This window comes from Rhizobium sp. WSM1328 (assembly GCF_057653715.1).
The window spans coordinates 4245964-4262016 of sequence record NZ_CM172788.1; the positions used below are offsets into that span (position 1 = coordinate 4245964).

Sequence of the window (16053 nt, forward strand, 5' to 3'; positions counted from 1 at the left end):
GGTTCGAGATAGGCCGGAAGGGTAACTCCTTCTGGCCTTTTCGTTTGCTCTGGGGCTGAGGACCGATCGACATTCCGGATTCCCAAATCGGTTGATCACTGATTCATAAGGTACCGTGTGCAGCACGGAGGCCTTTGATGGGCGTGAAGCGATACGAGTTGAACGAGGCGCAATGGTCGAGAATTGCGCCTTTGTTGCCAGACAAATCCAGCGATCCGGGTCGAACGGGAGTAGACAACCGGACGTTTGTGAACGGATGTTTGTGGATTCTGCGCTCGGGCGCACACTGGCAGGACCTGCCGGGGCGCTACGGCAAGCGGAAGACGGTCCATCGCCGGTTCAGTCGTTGGTGCCATGCCGGCGTATGGGAGCGGGTCTTTGATGCCCTCACTGCTGACCGGGACAATCAGTACTTAATGATCGACAGTACCATCGTGCGTGCCCATCAACAGGCGGTGAGCGGAAAAGGGGGGCCAAGGATCAGGCGCTGGGGCGTTCCAGAGGTGGACTGACGGCCCAAGGCCCATATGCCGGTCGATACGCTCGAGCGCCCCTGCTCTTCATCACGATGGCCGGCCAGGTCGCGACATCACGCAAGCTCAATAACCAGACAGCTCAAGCCATCTGGGCGATAAAGCCTATGACAGCAATGCCTTGCGCGCAACGATCGCAAAGATGGAAGCCGAGGCAGTCATAGCCTCAGACCGTTCTCGAAAAACCGAGAGACGGGCGTCGCGCCCTGCCGCGCATCTCTCCGCCAAACCATGCCGAACCTCCCGACAAATCATCGCGGAAGTGTCAGGCATGTCTCCGAACATCTGTCACGTATGCATCAAGACCGTACACCTGTCGGGGGAAATGCCCGGCAGGGCAGAGGGGGTAGTGCACGGCACAACATCTCCGCTCCAACCCACATGATTGATCACCCCGCCGATCTTCCCTATCCTTCGCCAGTCAACGGAGCATAGGGAGAAAACCCATGAAGGTCCTGCGCATCGTCGCCAATATCCAGGCAGCGGATATCACCCCGGCCCGGCGCTTCTATCAGGATATCCTCGGTCTTGACGTCATCATGGACCACGGCTGGATCACGACGTTCGGCGCCGCACGCTCAATGAATATTCAGCTCAGCATCGCCAGTGAAGGCGGTTCCGGAACGGAGGTGCCGGACCTCTCGATCGAGGTTGATGACCTCGATGACGCTTTCGAGGCGATGTCGGCTTCAGGCTTCCCGATCGAGTACGGCCCGGCCGATGAGCCTTGGGGCGTCAGACGCTTTTATGTCCGAGATCCCTTCGGCAAGTTGGTGAACATCCTCATGCATAAAAATTGAGCCGGCGGCCATCGGCCACCGGCTCCTTCATGTCGAGCAAAATCCCAGCCCTATTTCCGATCATTCTGGCGATAGGCATTTGCCGTTCCGCCAATGCGGACGGGAACGGGGATGGTGGCGGTATCGGTGACGAGTTTCCCCTTAACCTTGCCCTGCTGACGTTTGCGCTCGAGATAATAGGCATAGGCGAATTGTATCGCGATCCCTACAATCACGAAGAGCGGACCGACCAGTTGGTCCTTGTTGGTGATGTAGAGCACCACCTGGCCGATCATGGCGAGGATCGTGCCGGCGACGAAGATGTTCAGCGAATGGCGGCCGAGGATCGTCAGCGGATGGCCCACAGGACGGCGCAGGATACGCGAGAGCGCGGGAATGCTGATAACGAGGTAGGTCAGCGCCAGAACGTGCAGCAGCCGCGGCAGCGACAGGAAGGTCTTGTCGAAACCGGTGATGACAGTCGGCAGGCCGAGTGCTGCCAGCGAGTTGCCGAAAATCCAGAGATGGCCGGTCACCCAGATGAAGGACAGCACGACGTAACCGGCAGCGACCGTCAGCAGCAGCGGGTGCTGCGGGATCGTGCCGCCGCGCTTGATATGCAGCATCGAGACGATGCCGATCGAAAACAGGAACTGCCAGGAGAGCGGATTGAGGAACCAGTAGCTCTCGATCAGCATGTTGTGCGGCGCCACTTCATAGATTCCCGCAAGCAGCCAGACCGTAGCCGAGACGCCGAGCGCCAGCCAAGGGCTGCGCGCATTCAACAGCAGGATAATCGGCACCATCAGCATCAGCGCCCCGTACATCGGCAGGATATTGTTGTAGCCGATCTGGTGGCCGAGCAGGAGCAGCGCCGGAATGCCTTCCTTCAGGTTCATCAGAACCGCCAGGATATTAATCTCGACCAGCAAGCCCGGCCGATGGAACAGCCAGGCACCGCAGATGAAGAGCGCCAGCGTCATGAAGGTGGTGATCATATGGGCGAGATAGAGCGTGAAGGCGCGCTTTACCGCCTTGATCGCCACCGTCAGCCGGTTGCCCGGCTGGAAGCGGGACCCATAGGCAAGGCCGACGGCAATGCCCGAGATCAGCACGAAGGCTTCGGCGGCATCGGAAAAACCAAAATTCTTCGTCGTCACATATTCGAAGATCTGTCCGGGAACATGATTGATGAAGATCATGATCAGCGCCACGCCGCGCAAGACGTCGAGCCTCGTGTCACGCACCGGCGCAGCTGCGGATAGGGAACTGCGCCCCGTGACGATGGCTTGGGTCGGCGTGCTTGCCATGGGTTTCTCCTTATTATCCGATTTGCAAACGCGACGACGGCCAAAAGGGTTCCCTTTTGGCCGTCGCGAATCGCCGTGTTTTTCAGCGTGGAGAACGCTGTTATCCGAGCGGATATCCCTCTTCGGGATCGGTGACTTCGCAGCCGTTGATTGCCAGAGTGTAGCCGCTGTCATTGGACGCTTTTGAGACCGAAATGCGGTATTTCCCGCCGCCTTGCTCCACCTCTGCCGCAAAACCGTCCCATTCCGACGGGAGCGACGGGCGCACATAGAGCCGACCATCCTTCAGCCGGATACCGAGGATGCCCTCGACGGCGGCGCGGTAGAGCCAGCCGGCTGACCCGGTATACCAGGTCCAGCCGCCGCGTGACGTATAAGGCTCGTTTCCGTAGACGTCGGCCGCCACGACATAGGGTTCGACGCGGTATTGCTCCGCTGAAGCCTTGTCGAGCGCATGGGTGATCGGATTGAGGATCTGGAAGCAGCGGAAGGCATCGTCGCCCCGCTTCAGCTCCGCCAGCGCCATCACCACCCAGGTCGCCGCATGGGTATATTGCCCGCCATTTTCACGCACACCCGGCGGATAGGCCTTGATATAGCCAGGATCCCTGGCAGAATTGACGAAAGGCGGCGTGAACAGCCGGATGATGCGGGCATCCTCGTCGACCAGTTGGTCGAGCACAGCCTCCATCGCCGTGACGGCGCGGTCCGGATCGCCCTCGCCCGACAGCACGCTCCAGGACTGCGCGATCGAATCGATCCGGCATTCCGGGCTTTCCCTGGAGCCAAGCAGTGCACCGTCGTCGAACGTGCCGCGGCGATAATAGCCGCCGTCCCAGGCCGCAGTTTCGAGCGCCTTCTTGAGCTCAGTAAGATGCGCCGCCCAGCGCTCCATGCGGGCCGTGTCGCCACGCTCTTCGGCATAGGGAATGAAGGAGCGCAATGCGCCCGCCAGAAACCAGCCGAGCCAGACGCTGGTGCCGCGCCCGCCGATGCCGACGCGGTTCATCCCGTCGTTCCAGTCGCCGCCGAGGAACAGCGGCAGGCCGTTTGCCCCCTTGCGAGCGATGGCAAGATCAAGCGCCAGCGCCGCGTGTTCGTAGACGCTCGCCTTGTCCTCGGAAATTTCCGGCTTGTAGAACGAGTCGTGCTGGCCTTCGAGCAGTGCTGGCCCTTCCAGGAAGGCGATCTCCTCATCGAGGACGTTTTTGTCGCCGGTGACGCTGCAATAGTGATGGATCGCGTAAGCGAGCCAGACGACGTCGTCGGAGATCAGCGTGCGCACGCCCGCACCCGTTCCCGGCAACCACCAATGCTGTACGTCGCCTTCACGGAATTGCCGCGAAGCGGCATTCAGGATCTGCCGGCGGGCAAGCGAGGGTTCGTGCAGCACGAAGGCCAGCGTGTCCTGCAGCTGGTCGCGGAAGCCGAAGGCGCCGCTTGCCTGGTAGAAGGCGGTGCGGGCCATGATGCGGCAGCCGAGGCTCTGATACGGCAGCCAGGTGTTGACGAGATTGTTCATCCCGCGATCCGGAGTCGATATCTGCAGCCTGCCGGTGAAATCCCGCCAGAAGGCGCGGTTTGCCTCGACGGTCTCGTCGAACGAAGCCTTGCGGATATCGGCGATAACAGTCCGCGCTTCTTCTTCCGTCGGGGTATCGCCGAGGAAGAAGGTGAAGTCGCGCTCCTCGCCGGCGCCGAGCTCGATGTCGATAGCAAGCGCCGCGGCCGGATCACCGTCGAGTTCGGTCGCGCCGGAAAGGGCGGCGGCGGAAATGACGGCCTGCGGTGCCTGGATCGTCCCCGCCTTGCCGATGAATTCGCGCCGGCTTGCCGAGAAACTCGAAAGCGTCTCGCTCGCCGCGAAGAAGGCAGTACGGTTGGAAAAATCGATGCTGTAGGGATTGGTGGCAAATAGCGCCCCCGTCTCCTCATCATGGCTCGACAGGATGAAAGGCACCGTGCGTCCCGGATTGCTGCCGAGGATCCATTCGACATAGCCGTAGAGACGCAGCTTGCGACTGGTCGAACCGGTGTTGCGCAGGCGCAGGCGTTGCAGTTTCACCGGCTTTTCGCGGTCGATCGTCTGCGTCAGCTCGAGCGCGATATCGTGCTGAACGCTGGAGAAGACGGAATAGCCGAGCCCGTGGCGGGCTTCGAAACGGATGTCCGGACGGCGGGAAAGCGCTGCGAACGGCGTCATGACAGCACCGCTGTCCAGATCGGTGAGATAGAACGCCTCGCCCGAACGGTTGACCACTGCATCGTTCGACCAGGAGGTCAGCTGATAGTCGCGCGAATTGACGCTCCAGGTGAAGCCCGAGCCCTCGGCCGACACGTGGAAGCCGAAGCTGTCGTTGGAAATGACATTGATCCAGGGCTGCGGCGTCGCATGACCTCCAGGCAGCCGAACGACATATTCGCGTCCGTCGCGGGCAAAGCCGCCGATGCCGTTCCAGGAGTCGAGATCGCCTTCCTCCTCGATGACGACGGCGGGCACGACAGGTGGCGGCACCGGCGCAATACGCTTGACGGGGGCCTTGTTGCGCTCGGCCCGTTCCATCTCCTGCAGTTCCTCCTTCGAGGGTGCAAACAGCGCGACGGCGCGGTTGATCTGGTCGACCACCTTGCCGTTCTTGGTGTGCAGCGTGACGCGGGAAGCCGCGATCAGCGCATGATAAGTGGCTTCCTCCATCAGGTCCTTGCGAACCGCAAAGATATGCTGGCGCAACCCGTCGGCCTGGCCCATGCGACGTACGTTTTCGCACATGGCGTCAAGCGCATGCTGCATGTCCTGCGCATAGGACGAAGCGCGTTCGTTCATGATGACGAGATCGGCGGTGACGCCGCGCGAGCGCAGATATTCCTGCGCCAGCAGCGCCTCGCGGGCGATGTCGAGATCCATGTCGTCGTTAATGCGCAGCGTGAAGATCGGGAAGTCGCCGGAGATTGCCAGCGGCCAGAGCGCCGATTGCGACTGCAGGCCGGCCTCGACGGTCGCCTCGTCCTTGCGCAGTTGCATATCAGGATAGACGAGATAGCGTCCAAGATGCTGGAAGGCCGCCGCCTGCTGGGAGGTGACGCCGACATGGCGCATCTGCACCTGCGTGCGTGTCCAGGCCTGGACGAGCTCGTGGGTGAAGGCGTCGGGATGACGGTAGCGATTGACCGCCTTGTCGACTTCCTCGCGGCTTGGCGCCGCAATCGTCCAGAAGATCACGCTGACTTTCTTGCCGGCCGGTACGCGGACGGTGCGACGCAGCGACATCACGGCATCGAGCATGAAGCCGTCGCTGCCGGAAAGCGTAGCGCCCGGGTCGAAGGCGGCCGCATCGGCAAGACTGCGGCCACGGCCGATGAACTTGCGCCGGTCGGTCTCGAATTCGGTATGGCGGGTGTCGCCGGCATTGTCGACGATCAGATGTGCGATGCTGATGTTCGGCTCGTTCGGATCGCGCTTGTTGCGTTCGGCACGGATGACGTCGCCGCGCTTGCCGATCTCTGTCTTGACGAACATGCGGGCAAATGCCGGATGCGCATTGTCGGTATCGTCGGAGGTGATCACCGGCTCGAGATAGGAGGTGACCTCGATGAAACGGTCTTCCGTGCCCATGTTGAGCAGCGTAACACGACGGGCCTCGGCATCATGCTCGGTGGCGACGATGCACTCCACCTCGCTTGTGAGGTCGCCGACAATCTTGGTGAACTGCGCCTTCTCGTCGGCGAATTCGACCATGGTCTTTTCGCCTTCGACGCCCTTCGGCTCTGATGTCGCCGACCACCATTCGTTGGTGGCGGTATCACGCAGGAAGATGAAACTGCCCCAGCGGTCTTCAGTCGGATCAGGCTTCCAACGGGAAACGGAAAGATTGTTCCAGCGGGAATAACCGGCGCCCGTCGCCGTCAGCATCACCGAATAATGGCCGTTCGACAGGAAGACGAGTTCGCGGTCGCGCGAAGCCGGATCGCTGATCTTCCTGAGTTCCGGCCGCAGGAGATCGTCCTGGATGCTGGCGGGCGTATCGGATTCGTGCTTGCCGCTCATGACGGGAATGTCGCGCGGCGCCTTTTCCTGCAGCAGCAGTTCCGCCGCCTCGATGACAGGATCGGCGTGGAAGAGTTCGCGCAGATGACCGTTGAAGGCGACATTGGCAACCGCCGCGATCGACATGCCGTGATGGTGGGCATAATAATTGTAGACCACCGCGCATTTCTTGCCTTCCGGCACGCGCGTCGGCGTGAAGTCGACGGCGTCGTGGAAGCCGAACTTGCCGAGTGCGCCGAGCTTGCGCAGCCTCTGCAGGTTTTCCAGCGCAGCCGGCGGATCGTATTGGCTGGCAAGCAGCGAGGCATAGGGCGCGATAACGGCATTGTGGCCGAGACCGCGCTTCAGGCCGAGCGTCGGCACGCCGAAATTCGTGTACTGATAATTGAGGTTATGGTCGCGGGCATTGAAGGCAGCTTCCGAAATGCCCCAGGGAATACCGAGCTTGCGGGCGTAATTCATCTGCTCGACGACGACCAGATTGTTGGTCTGGTTGAGAATACCCCCGCCGCGCTCCTGCATGACGAGCGGCGGCATCAGATATTCGAACATCGAGCCGGACCAGGACACCAGCGCACCGCGCGAGCCGACGGGCACGACCTGGCGGCCGAGGCGGTACCAGTGTTCCGTCGGCAGGTCGCCCTTGGCGATGCCGAAGAGGCTGGTCAGGCGGCATTCCGAGGCGAGAAGGTCATAGCAGGCCTGATCGAGTTCACCGCTTTCGACGCGATAGCCGATCGACAGCAGACGCCGCTCCGGCCGGAACAGGAAGCCGAAATCCATCGAGAAGGCGAGGTCGCGCGCCTTGTCGCGCAGCGCCACCAGACGCGGCCTCAGTGCATCGACTTTGGAAAGGTCGAAGGTGCTGTCGGAAATATGCGCCTCGCAGACCTTCACCAGCGATGCCGCCCATTGGGTGACCTCTTCGCTCTGCTTCGACTTGACCTCATGGTCGAGATTGGCGGCGAGCTTCTCGATATCGCGCGCGAGAACCGCGAGGTTGATGATGCGGATCGAGGCAAATTCGTGCTCGCGCTTGACGGCGGCAAGCGCGTTCTGGAAGCCGACGATGCGCTCCTCCAGGCGCCGGCGCAGCGGGCGCACGGTCTTGCGGTCATCGGGCAGGTCCGCCAGCACTTCGCGGAGAATGCCGGCCGTGTCGCCGACGCCGTCGAGATTGCCCTGCATATGAGCGGACGGCGCCTCGGCCCAGTTGCGGCAGGCCGACGAAATGGCGATCAGATGGCCGGCGAGATTGCCGCTGTCGACGGCAGAGACGTAGCGGGGCCCAAGCGTCTGCAGCGTATCGGTGTGGTACCAGTTGAACAGGTGACCGCGGAATTTCTCCATTTTGTCGATCGTCGCGATCGTCTGCTCCAGCCGCTCGAGCGTCTCCTCGAAGGAGAACCAGCCGAAATGCCGGCCGGAAACGACGGAAAGCAGATAGACGCCGATATTGGTCGGCGAGGTGCGCGCCGCGACGATCACATGCGGCGTTTCCTGGATATTGTCAGGCGGCAGATAGTTCTGCTCGGCGGTCGTGAAAGTTTCGAAATAACGCCAAGTGCGCCGGGCGATCTTGCGCAGTTCGCTCGACACGGAATCGGCGACCTCGAGCCGGTCCTCGGTCTCCGCCGACTGGCTGACATACCAGGCGACAACAGGCGACAGGATCCACAGCAGCGCGAAGGGAATGCCGACGAGGAAGGCGTTGTCGCCGGGAAGAGCGGCAAAACCGAGCGCCAGCAGCGCCAGCGCCGGTGCATGCCACATCGCCTTGTAATAGGAAATCAGCGTGCCCTGGCCGCCGGCCTGAACGCTGGCGGCGGTCCGCCACTGCAGCATCAGCTTGCGGCTGACGAACAGGCGGTAGAGCGACCGGCCGATCGCATCCGCCATCATGCAAGCCGAATCGGCGATGAAGACGATGCGCAGCGCAACCTGCGCATTGGCAGCCGTGATATCGGCCCAGACCGTATAGAGATGGGCGCGGGCGATGATATCGCTGGTGCGCGGGATGATGCCGTTGATGAGCGATAGCGTCGGCGCGACGAAGAGGCAGAAGATCAGCAGAATCTGCCAGATGAGCGCGCCGAGCGGACCCATGAAATACCAGCCGAGCACGGAGGCGAAGAACCAGGCGATCGGCGTCAGCGAGCGGCGCAGATTGTCGAACATCTTCCAGCGGCCGAGTGCCGTGACGCCATATTTTGGATTGAACATGTAGGGGAGAAGCTGCCAGTCGCCGCGCGCCCAGCGATGCTGGCGCGAGGTTTCCACCTCGTAGCGGATCGGGAAATCCTCCACCAGTTCGAGATCGGTAACGAGCGCGCAACGCGCCATCGAGCCTTCGAGAAGATCGTGGCTGAGCACGGAGTTCTCGTCAATCCGGCCCTTCAGCGACGCTTCGAAGGCATCGACATGGTAAAGGCCCTTGCCGGTGAAGGTGCCTTCGCCGGCGAGATCCTGATAGACGTCGGATACGGTGAAAACGTAAGGATCGAGGCCGCGGTTGATCGAAAAGACGCGCTGGAAGACCGACGCGTCCTTGCCCGTCGTCAGCGACGGGGTGACGCGCGGCTGCAGCACGCCGTAGCCGCTTTCGACACGGCCGGTTTTCGGATTAATCACCGGACGGTTGATCGGATGATAGAGCTTGCCGACGAGCTTGGTGACGGCATCGCGCATCAGGCGCGTATCGGCATCGAGCGTCATGACATATTGTACATTGGCTGGCACGGTATTGGCGCCCGGCAGGTAGGTCGTGTCGCGGTCGCCGCGCAGAAGCATGTTCAGCTCGTGCAGCTTGCCGCGCTTGCGCTCCCAGCCCATCCAGACGCCTTCCGAGGGATTATAGAGGCGGCGGCGATGCAGCAGATAGAAACGCGTCTTGCCGTCATAGGCATAACGGGCGGAGAGATTGGCGATCTCGCGCCTGGCATAATCGAGAACCTCGAGATCGGCAGGCGTTTCTTCGACCTCGCTGTCCGGCCAGTCGCTGAGCATCGCGAAATAAATCTCGCCGCGCGGATTGGCGAGATAATGGACCTCGAGATTGCGCACGTGGTCGTCGACGCTGTCGCGGTTCGAGATCAGGCAGGGCACGACGAGCAGCGTGCGCGCATCTTCTGGAATGCCGTCCTTGAACTCGTAGCCGACGAGGCGCGCCGGTGTCACGAAGAAGGAAAGCAAGGTGTTGAAGAGACCCGTCGCCCCCTCCGACGCCGGCACTGAGAACATGATCAGCAGCAGGGCGATTTCGACCGCCCCCATGCCGGCATTCGCCATGAACTTGCCGACGATTGCCATGGCGATGACCGTCAGCAGCATGACGGGCACGGCAATCGCCAGCCAGTTGAACCGGCGAACGGCGCGCACGAAATGCTGGGTGACCGTCGGACGATAGTTCGCCCGCGCCTCGAGCTTCGGCCGCTGCGCGCCTGACAGGAAGCCGCCGACATTCGGTTCATGCGGCTGCGGCTCGTCGGAGGCTTTGGCGGCATCGGTCATGTCGAGCGCCAGCTGGGCGATTTCCATTTCCGACAGCGGCGAGCGCTTGGCCAGCTTCTCGATCTGCTTGCGATATTTGTTGCGCGAGCCGGAATCGAGGATGCCGTAATCCGAATGCTCCCAGAGCAGCTTGTCGACATGGCTGACCTGCTCGACCCAGACCGACCATTCGGCATCATCGATCTCGCGAAGGCTGCGGATGATGTTGCCCATCGTCACATTGCCGGACGAGAGCCGGCTGTGTTCGGCCGTCGTCGCCTCTTCGGTGTTGCGGCCGAGCTCTTCCAGCCGCTCGTCGAGCCAGGTGATCGCCAGGCTCGACGTCTGCGAGCCGTCGCGCAGGCGATAGAGGAACTGCGTCGAGAAGGTATTGTCCTCGGCAAGCGGTTCCAGCGTCTTCAGATAGGCGGCCGCCCCGGCCGGGTCGGTCAGGCGCACCAATTCGTCGGCCGCCTCGTTGGCGCGGCGGCGCAGCCGGCGGCTGGCTTCGACACGGCTCGAAATGCGGCGAAGGTTTTCCACGAGCACGTAGCGCACCAGAGAGGGCAACGCCCAGAGTTCGCCGATCCTGAGCGTCTCGCTAGCCTGGAAGCCGTCGACCAGCGCCGTCAGACTTTCCTGCGAGATCGTGCTGTGGGTATGAGCGACATAGAGCCAGGCAAGCACGAGGGTGCGCGGTACCTCGACGCCGCCGACGACCATGGTCGGCAATTCGCGGTAGAAGCGGCGGGGGAAGTCGCGCCGCACCTCCTGGATCGCCTCTTCGACGATATAGTGATTGTCCAGCAGCCATTCTGCCGCCGGCGTGATCGTCTCGCCGGCCTCGACGTCGGTCGCCGTTGTCCGGTAGACGCGCAGGATTTCCTTCTCGTTTTCCTTATGGCGCGCGAAGAAATCGAAGGGGGCGAAAGCCGGCAGCTGGTCGACGCCGTTGCGGGCGACCGCATCGCCCATCGCCTTGATGTCTTCGATCGACAGATAGGTCGAACGGATCGAACCATTGTGATCGATCTGCTTCATATCGGGTTCGCGCGGAAGGCTCGGAGAAAGATGAGAAATAGACATGGGTTCGGTTCTGGATCCAAACGAAGTTATGGCTGTTTTGCTCAGCCTTTTGCACTGCTTATCATGACTGCTACATGAACGGAGCCCTATTCTTCAAAGATCGATGAAGCCGGGGTGAACGACACTCGGGCCAAGCGATGCAAACGGGCCAAGCCCTGGTTCAGGACGTGGCCCGAGGGGATCGAGACCATCGATACCCTCTCCGCGAAAGCTATGTCGGAAATTTGGACACTATCGGGATAATTCAAGTCAAGAGGCGTTCGCCACTCGCCCGGCGGGCTAGCGTGGGCGGTCGGAATGACGAAAGTGCCGGCACCTGGTCCCGGCGATCAACGGCTTCGATTTCAGAAAAAGGAAAGAAGAATCGCCGGATCATGCGCCTGCCGGCGAATTGGGCCGGCTTGCGCGCCACGCATGAGCAAGTTCGCCGTGGCGCGCTTTGGATGGCGTGAAAAAGTACAGAAGAATGATGATGAAGAGTCTCGGAAAACCGAGACAAATTAATGTTCCGGAATTCAATAAAGGCGGAAACCGCCGCAGCGCCGGCACCTGCCGACGCTAGTCATCCGCCGGATTACCCGACGACGCCGCAAACCATGGCTACGACGAACAGGAATGCTGCGGTGAAGATCGCGCCATGGAGCATCGTCTGAAGCCTGTGGCGCGTGGTGAGCGGCTTCTTGGTCGGTACGGAACCATATTGGTTCACGTGAGCATGCGAAATACCCAAATCTGCCATATGTCGCCTCCGTTGTTCTCGTTCGGCCGGTTGTGCGGCTCGCGCTTATATTCGTATTTTGTCTATCAAGTAGGTAGAGATAAATTTCCGTCCAGGGCGAACGAAAGAGAAAATTCAACCAGACCTTTTAGCAGAGCGTGCGCCATGCCCAGATCAACGAGCGCTCGACAGCGTTCTCGGTCTGGGGCGGGTTGGAGGAAGTCTCGATCAGCCGACGGTCCTTTTCCGCAGGAATGGATGCCGAAATCTGTTCCCGGCAATCGGCTTTAACAGGAGGATCGAGGTAACCCATGGTCATCCCACCGAGAAAGAACATGCAATCAACCTCCATCGATCACGAAAGCTAACAAACGTTAACAGGATCATGACAGAAGCAAGGCAGCTGTCAATAGTCTAGTTGAATGGTCGTCTTTTAGGAAACCATTATCCTTAACACCGCCGCCGGTCTTTTCTTTTCAAAGGTTTGAAAAGATTGGCTTTCACGCTTTGACGAAACCCTTGCTCGCGATCATCAAATTTCTCGTATAGTCCTCGTGAACCGCGCCTTCTGCCAGTGCCTGTGAGCTCAGCCGCTCGACGACGGCGCCGTTGCGCATCACGGCGAGCCTTTCACACATATGGGTGACGACACCGAGATCATGGCTCACCATAACAAAGGTAAGCTTGCGGTCGCGTCGGATCTCTTCCAGCAGGTTCAGCACCTCGGCCTGCACCGAGGCGTCGAGCGCCGATGTCGGCTCGTCGAGCAGCAGGATCGACGGTTCCACGATCAGCGCCCGGGCGATCGCCACGCGTTGGCGCTGGCCGCCGGAGAGCTGGTGCGGGTAGCGGAAACGGAAACCATTGCCGAGGCCGACCTCGTCGAGCGCTCGGGCGATGCGCTTCTCGCTGTCGGCGATGCCGTGGATTGCAAGCGGTTCGAGCAGAAGCCGATCGATCGTCTGGCGCGGATGTAGCGACCCGTAAGGATCCTGAAAGACCATTTGCACGCGCCGGTAGAAGGCCTTGCTGCGCTTCGAACCTTTCAGCGGCTCACCATCGATGTTGATCGCCCCGCCGCTGATCGGTGCAAGTCCGGCAACGGCTCGCAGCAAGGTCGATTTTCCCGAGCCGGACTCGCCGACAAGACCAAAGGATTCGCCGCTTTCGATGGCGATACTGACATCCTTCAGCGCATGAAAATGGTCGTAGACGACGCTGAGATCGTCGATATCGAGAGCTGCGCTCATGCCGCCCACTCCGGCTTGCGGTCGAGCACCGGCAGCGGATGGCGGTTTGCACCGATCTCGGGCATGCAGTTCAGGAGCCCCTGCGTATAGGGATGCTGCGCATGTTTGAGATCGGCCGCCGCCAGCTCCTCGACGACCTTGCCGGCATACATGACGATGACGCGGTCGCAGAAGGACGAGACCAGCCTCAGATCATGGGAGACGAAAATCAGCCCCATGCCGCGCTCGGACACCAGCCTGTCCATGATCCGCAGCACGTCGAGTTGCACCGTCACGTCAAGCGCCGAGGTCGGCTCGTCGGCAATCAGCAGTTCAGGCCCGGCAATCAGCATCATGGCGATCATCGCCCGCTGCCCCATGCCGCCCGAGACCTCGTGCGGATGCAGGTCGAAGACACGTTTCGGATCGCGGATCTGCACCGCTTCCAGCATGGCGAGCGCGCGCTCGCGCGCCTCCGCCTTGCCGACCTTCTCATGCGTGCGCAGCGTTTCGCAGATCTGCCGTCCGATCGACATGACGGGATCGAGCGAATATTTCGGATCCTGCAGGATCATGGCGATACGCTTGCCGCGCAGCCTGCGCCTTTCGCCGGCAGACGCATTGATGAGATCGATGCCGTTGAAATTAAGCCTGTCGGCCGTAACGATACCGTGTTTCGGCGTCAGGCCCATGATTGCCCGTCCGGTTTGAGACTTGCCGGAACCGGATTCGCCGACGATTCCGAGCCTTTCCTTGCCGAGCGTGAAGGAGACGCCGCGCACGGCCTCGATCACGCCGGTGCGCGTGGGGTAGCTGACTTTGAGGTTATCGACCGTCAGAAGCGTCGTCATTGGCCGCTCTCCTTTGGATCGAGCGCGTCGCGCAAGCCGTCGCCGAGGAGATTGAAACCGAGGCTGACGATGAGGATGGCGATGCCGGGCATCGCTGCGACCCACCATTGATCGAGGATGAAGCGCCGTCCCGAGGCGATCATCGCACCCCATTCCGGCAGCGGCGGCTGCGCCCCCAGACCGAGGAAACCGAGACCGGCTGCCGTCAGGATGATGCCCGCCATGTCAAGCGTCACCCGCACGATCAGCGAGGAAATGCAGAGCGGCATGACATGACGCACAATAATGCGAAGCGGCGAGGCTCCCATCAGCCTCACCGCCGAAATATAGTCGGAACGCCGAACCGTCAGCGTCTCGGCGCGCGCGATGCGGGCATAGGGCGGCCAGGAGGTGATGGCGATGGCGATGATCGCGTTCTGGATGCCGGGACCGAGGGCTGCGACGAAGGCGAGCGCCAGCACCAGCTTCGGAAAGGCGAGGAAAATATCGGTGATGCGCATCAGCGTCGCATCCACCCAGCCTCCGGCATAACCGGAGACCGTGCCGACGATCAGCCCGACCGGCGCCGAGATGACGGCGACGAGCACGACGACGAGCAGCGTCAATCGCGATCCGTAGATCAGCCGCGAATAGATATCACGGCCCTGGTCATCCGAACCGAGCCAGAATTCCCCCGTGCCGGGCGGCAGCAGCCGAGCATTGCGCAGATCGCCGACAACGGGATTGTGCGTGGCGAGCACATCGGCAAAGGCGGCGATGAAAAGCAGCGCCACGATGATCAGCAGGCCGACGACGGCGAGCCTATTTGCCGTAAACTGCCGCCAGGTGACATAGGTGCGGCCGAGGCGGGCCTGCAGGCGCGATTGCGGCCGGTCGGAGAGCAGCCATTCGCGGCGGCTCATCGCAGGAGATGGGCTGGCATTGGCCGTCATCGGTTTCGCGTCCTCGGATCGAGCGTCCGGTAGAGAAGATCGGACAGAAGGTTGATGCCGATGAAGACCGTACCGATGACGATCGTGCCGCCGAGCACGGCGTTCATATCGGCGTTCTGCAGCGAATTGGTGATGTAGAGCCCGATGCCCGGCCAGGAAAAGACGGTCTCGGTCAGCACCGATCCTTCAAGCAGGCCGGCATAGGAAAGCGCAATCACGGTGACGAGCGGCACGGCGGCATTACGCAGCGCATGCCCCCAGATCACCCGCGTTTCCGAAAGCCCCTTGGCGCGCGCGGCAACGATATATTCCTGGGAAAGCTCGTTCAGCATGAAACTGCGCGTCATGCGGCTGATATAGGCGAGCGAGAAATAGCCGAGCAGCGAGGCAGGCAGGATGATGTGGCGGAAGACATCATAGAAGACGTCCCATTGCCCTTGCCAGGCGCTGTCGAGCAGGTAGAGGCCGGTGATCGGCGTGAACGTATATTCGAAGACGATGTCGATGCGGCCGGGAAAGGCCACCCAGCGCAGCCGCGCATAGAAGATGACGAGCGAGATCAGCGCCAGCCAGAAGATCGGCACCGAGTAGCCGACGAGGCCGACGACGCGCACCACCTGGTCGGCAATGCTGCCGCGGCGCACTGCGGCGAGAACGCCGAGCGGTACGCCGACGAGGGCGCCGATGAGCGTTCCGAGCGTTGCGAGCTCGATTGTCGCCGGCAGGACACGGCGGATATCGACCATGACAGGATTGGTCGTCAGCACCGAATTGCCGAAATCGCCGGACAGGATGCCTTTGATATAAAGGAAAAATTGCTGATAGAGCGGCAGGTTGAAGCCCATCTCCTGTCGTACCCGCTCGACGACGTGGTTGGGCGCGCGGTCGCCGAGAATGGCGAGCACGGGATCGATCGGCACGACGCGGCCGATGAAGAAGGTGACGGCCAGCAGGCCGAGATAGGTGGTGACGGCGGCAAACAGAAACCGCCCTAACGCCTTTGCAAAGGCCCTAGCACGGCCCTTTCGGGGCCGCGCCTCCTGCGTTGTTTCGACGGTGCTCAAGCGACCAATCCTGCCGG

The 16053-nt window shown here is 61.5% G+C and carries 10 protein-coding genes; 2 read left to right on the forward strand and 8 right to left on the reverse strand.

The window, feature by feature from the left end:
* Positions 1 to 137 precede the first annotated feature (137 nt).
* The gene (locus tag AC2444_RS21085) at positions 138 to 512 is read left to right on the forward strand and encodes an IS5 family transposase (protein ID WP_012759456.1); all 375 of its coding nucleotides are present in this window, start codon (positions 138 to 140) and stop codon (positions 510 to 512) included.
* Between the two features lie 467 nt (positions 513 to 979).
* Positions 980 to 1333, forward strand: a complete 354-nt coding sequence (locus AC2444_RS21090; protein ID WP_012759457.1) for a VOC family protein — start codon at positions 980 to 982, stop codon at positions 1331 to 1333.
* 50 nt (positions 1334 to 1383) lie between these two features.
* Here the strand turns inward: AC2444_RS21090 and AC2444_RS21095 are convergent, their stop codons facing one another.
* From AC2444_RS21095 to AC2444_RS21130, 8 genes are all read right to left on the reverse strand, one after another.
* Positions 1384 to 2622, reverse strand: a complete 1239-nt coding sequence (locus tag AC2444_RS21095) for an OpgC family protein (protein WP_012759458.1) — start codon at positions 2620 to 2622, stop codon at positions 1384 to 1386.
* A 100-nt stretch (positions 2623 to 2722) separates the two neighbouring features.
* A complete protein-coding gene (locus tag AC2444_RS21100) occupies positions 2723 to 11242 on the reverse strand; it encodes a glycoside hydrolase family 94 protein (RefSeq protein WP_012759459.1) in 8520 nt (2839 codons plus the stop codon).
* 574 nt (positions 11243 to 11816) lie between these two features.
* On the reverse strand, positions 11817 to 11981 hold the full coding sequence (locus tag AC2444_RS21105) for a hypothetical protein (protein WP_003543858.1): 165 nt from the start codon (positions 11979 to 11981) through the stop codon (positions 11817 to 11819).
* Between the two features lie 127 nt (positions 11982 to 12108).
* Positions 12109 to 12297 (reverse strand): hypothetical protein, encoded by a 189-nt coding sequence (locus AC2444_RS21110; RefSeq protein ID WP_012759460.1) that lies wholly within the window; start codon positions 12295 to 12297, stop codon positions 12109 to 12111.
* A gap of 163 nt (positions 12298 to 12460) precedes the next feature.
* Positions 12461 to 13210 carry an ABC transporter ATP-binding protein gene (locus AC2444_RS21115; RefSeq protein WP_012759461.1) on the reverse strand — a complete coding sequence of 250 codons (750 nt, stop codon included), beginning with the start codon at positions 13208 to 13210 and terminating at the stop codon, positions 12461 to 12463.
* Positions 13207 to 14040: an ABC transporter ATP-binding protein gene (locus AC2444_RS21120; RefSeq protein ID WP_012759462.1), complete on the reverse strand. Its 834-nt coding sequence runs from the start codon at positions 14038 to 14040 to the stop codon at positions 13207 to 13209. The genes AC2444_RS21115 and AC2444_RS21120 overlap by 4 nt, the downstream gene beginning before the upstream one ends.
* Positions 14037 to 14972 (reverse strand): ABC transporter permease, encoded by a 936-nt coding sequence (locus AC2444_RS21125; protein WP_012759463.1) that lies wholly within the window; start codon positions 14970 to 14972, stop codon positions 14037 to 14039. The genes AC2444_RS21120 and AC2444_RS21125 overlap by 4 nt, the downstream gene beginning before the upstream one ends.
* Complete coding sequence (locus AC2444_RS21130; RefSeq protein WP_012759464.1) at positions 14969 to 16036, reverse strand: ABC transporter permease; 1068 nt, start codon at positions 16034 to 16036, stop codon at positions 14969 to 14971. The genes AC2444_RS21125 and AC2444_RS21130 overlap by 4 nt, the downstream gene beginning before the upstream one ends.
* Between the last annotated feature and the right edge of the window lie 17 nt (positions 16037 to 16053).

What these genes read in the sequence shown, in the direction of transcription:
- AC2444_RS21090 (WP_012759457.1), top strand. Translation starts at nt 980, where the DNA reads ATGAAGGTCCTGCGCATCGTCGCCAATATCCAGGCAGCGGATATCACC.
- AC2444_RS21095 (WP_012759458.1), bottom strand. Translation starts at nt 2,622, where the DNA reads ATGGCAAGCACGCCGACCCAAGCCATCGTCACGGGGCGCAGTTCCCTA.
- AC2444_RS21110 (WP_012759460.1), bottom strand. Translation starts at nt 12,297, where the DNA reads ATGTTCTTTCTCGGTGGGATGACCATGGGTTACCTCGATCCTCCTGTT.
- AC2444_RS21115 (WP_012759461.1), bottom strand. Translation starts at nt 13,210, where the DNA reads ATGAGCGCAGCTCTCGATATCGACGATCTCAGCGTCGTCTACGACCAT.
- AC2444_RS21100 (WP_012759459.1), bottom strand. Translation starts at nt 11,242, where the DNA reads ATGTCTATTTCTCATCTTTCTCCGAGCCTTCCGCGCGAACCCGATATG.
- AC2444_RS21120 (WP_012759462.1), bottom strand. Translation starts at nt 14,040, where the DNA reads ATGACGACGCTTCTGACGGTCGATAACCTCAAAGTCAGCTACCCCACG.
- AC2444_RS21085 (WP_012759456.1), top strand. Translation starts at nt 138, where the DNA reads ATGGGCGTGAAGCGATACGAGTTGAACGAGGCGCAATGGTCGAGAATT.
- AC2444_RS21105 (WP_003543858.1), bottom strand. Translation starts at nt 11,981, where the DNA reads ATGGCAGATTTGGGTATTTCGCATGCTCACGTGAACCAATATGGTTCC.
- AC2444_RS21125 (WP_012759463.1), bottom strand. Translation starts at nt 14,972, where the DNA reads ATGACGGCCAATGCCAGCCCATCTCCTGCGATGAGCCGCCGCGAATGG.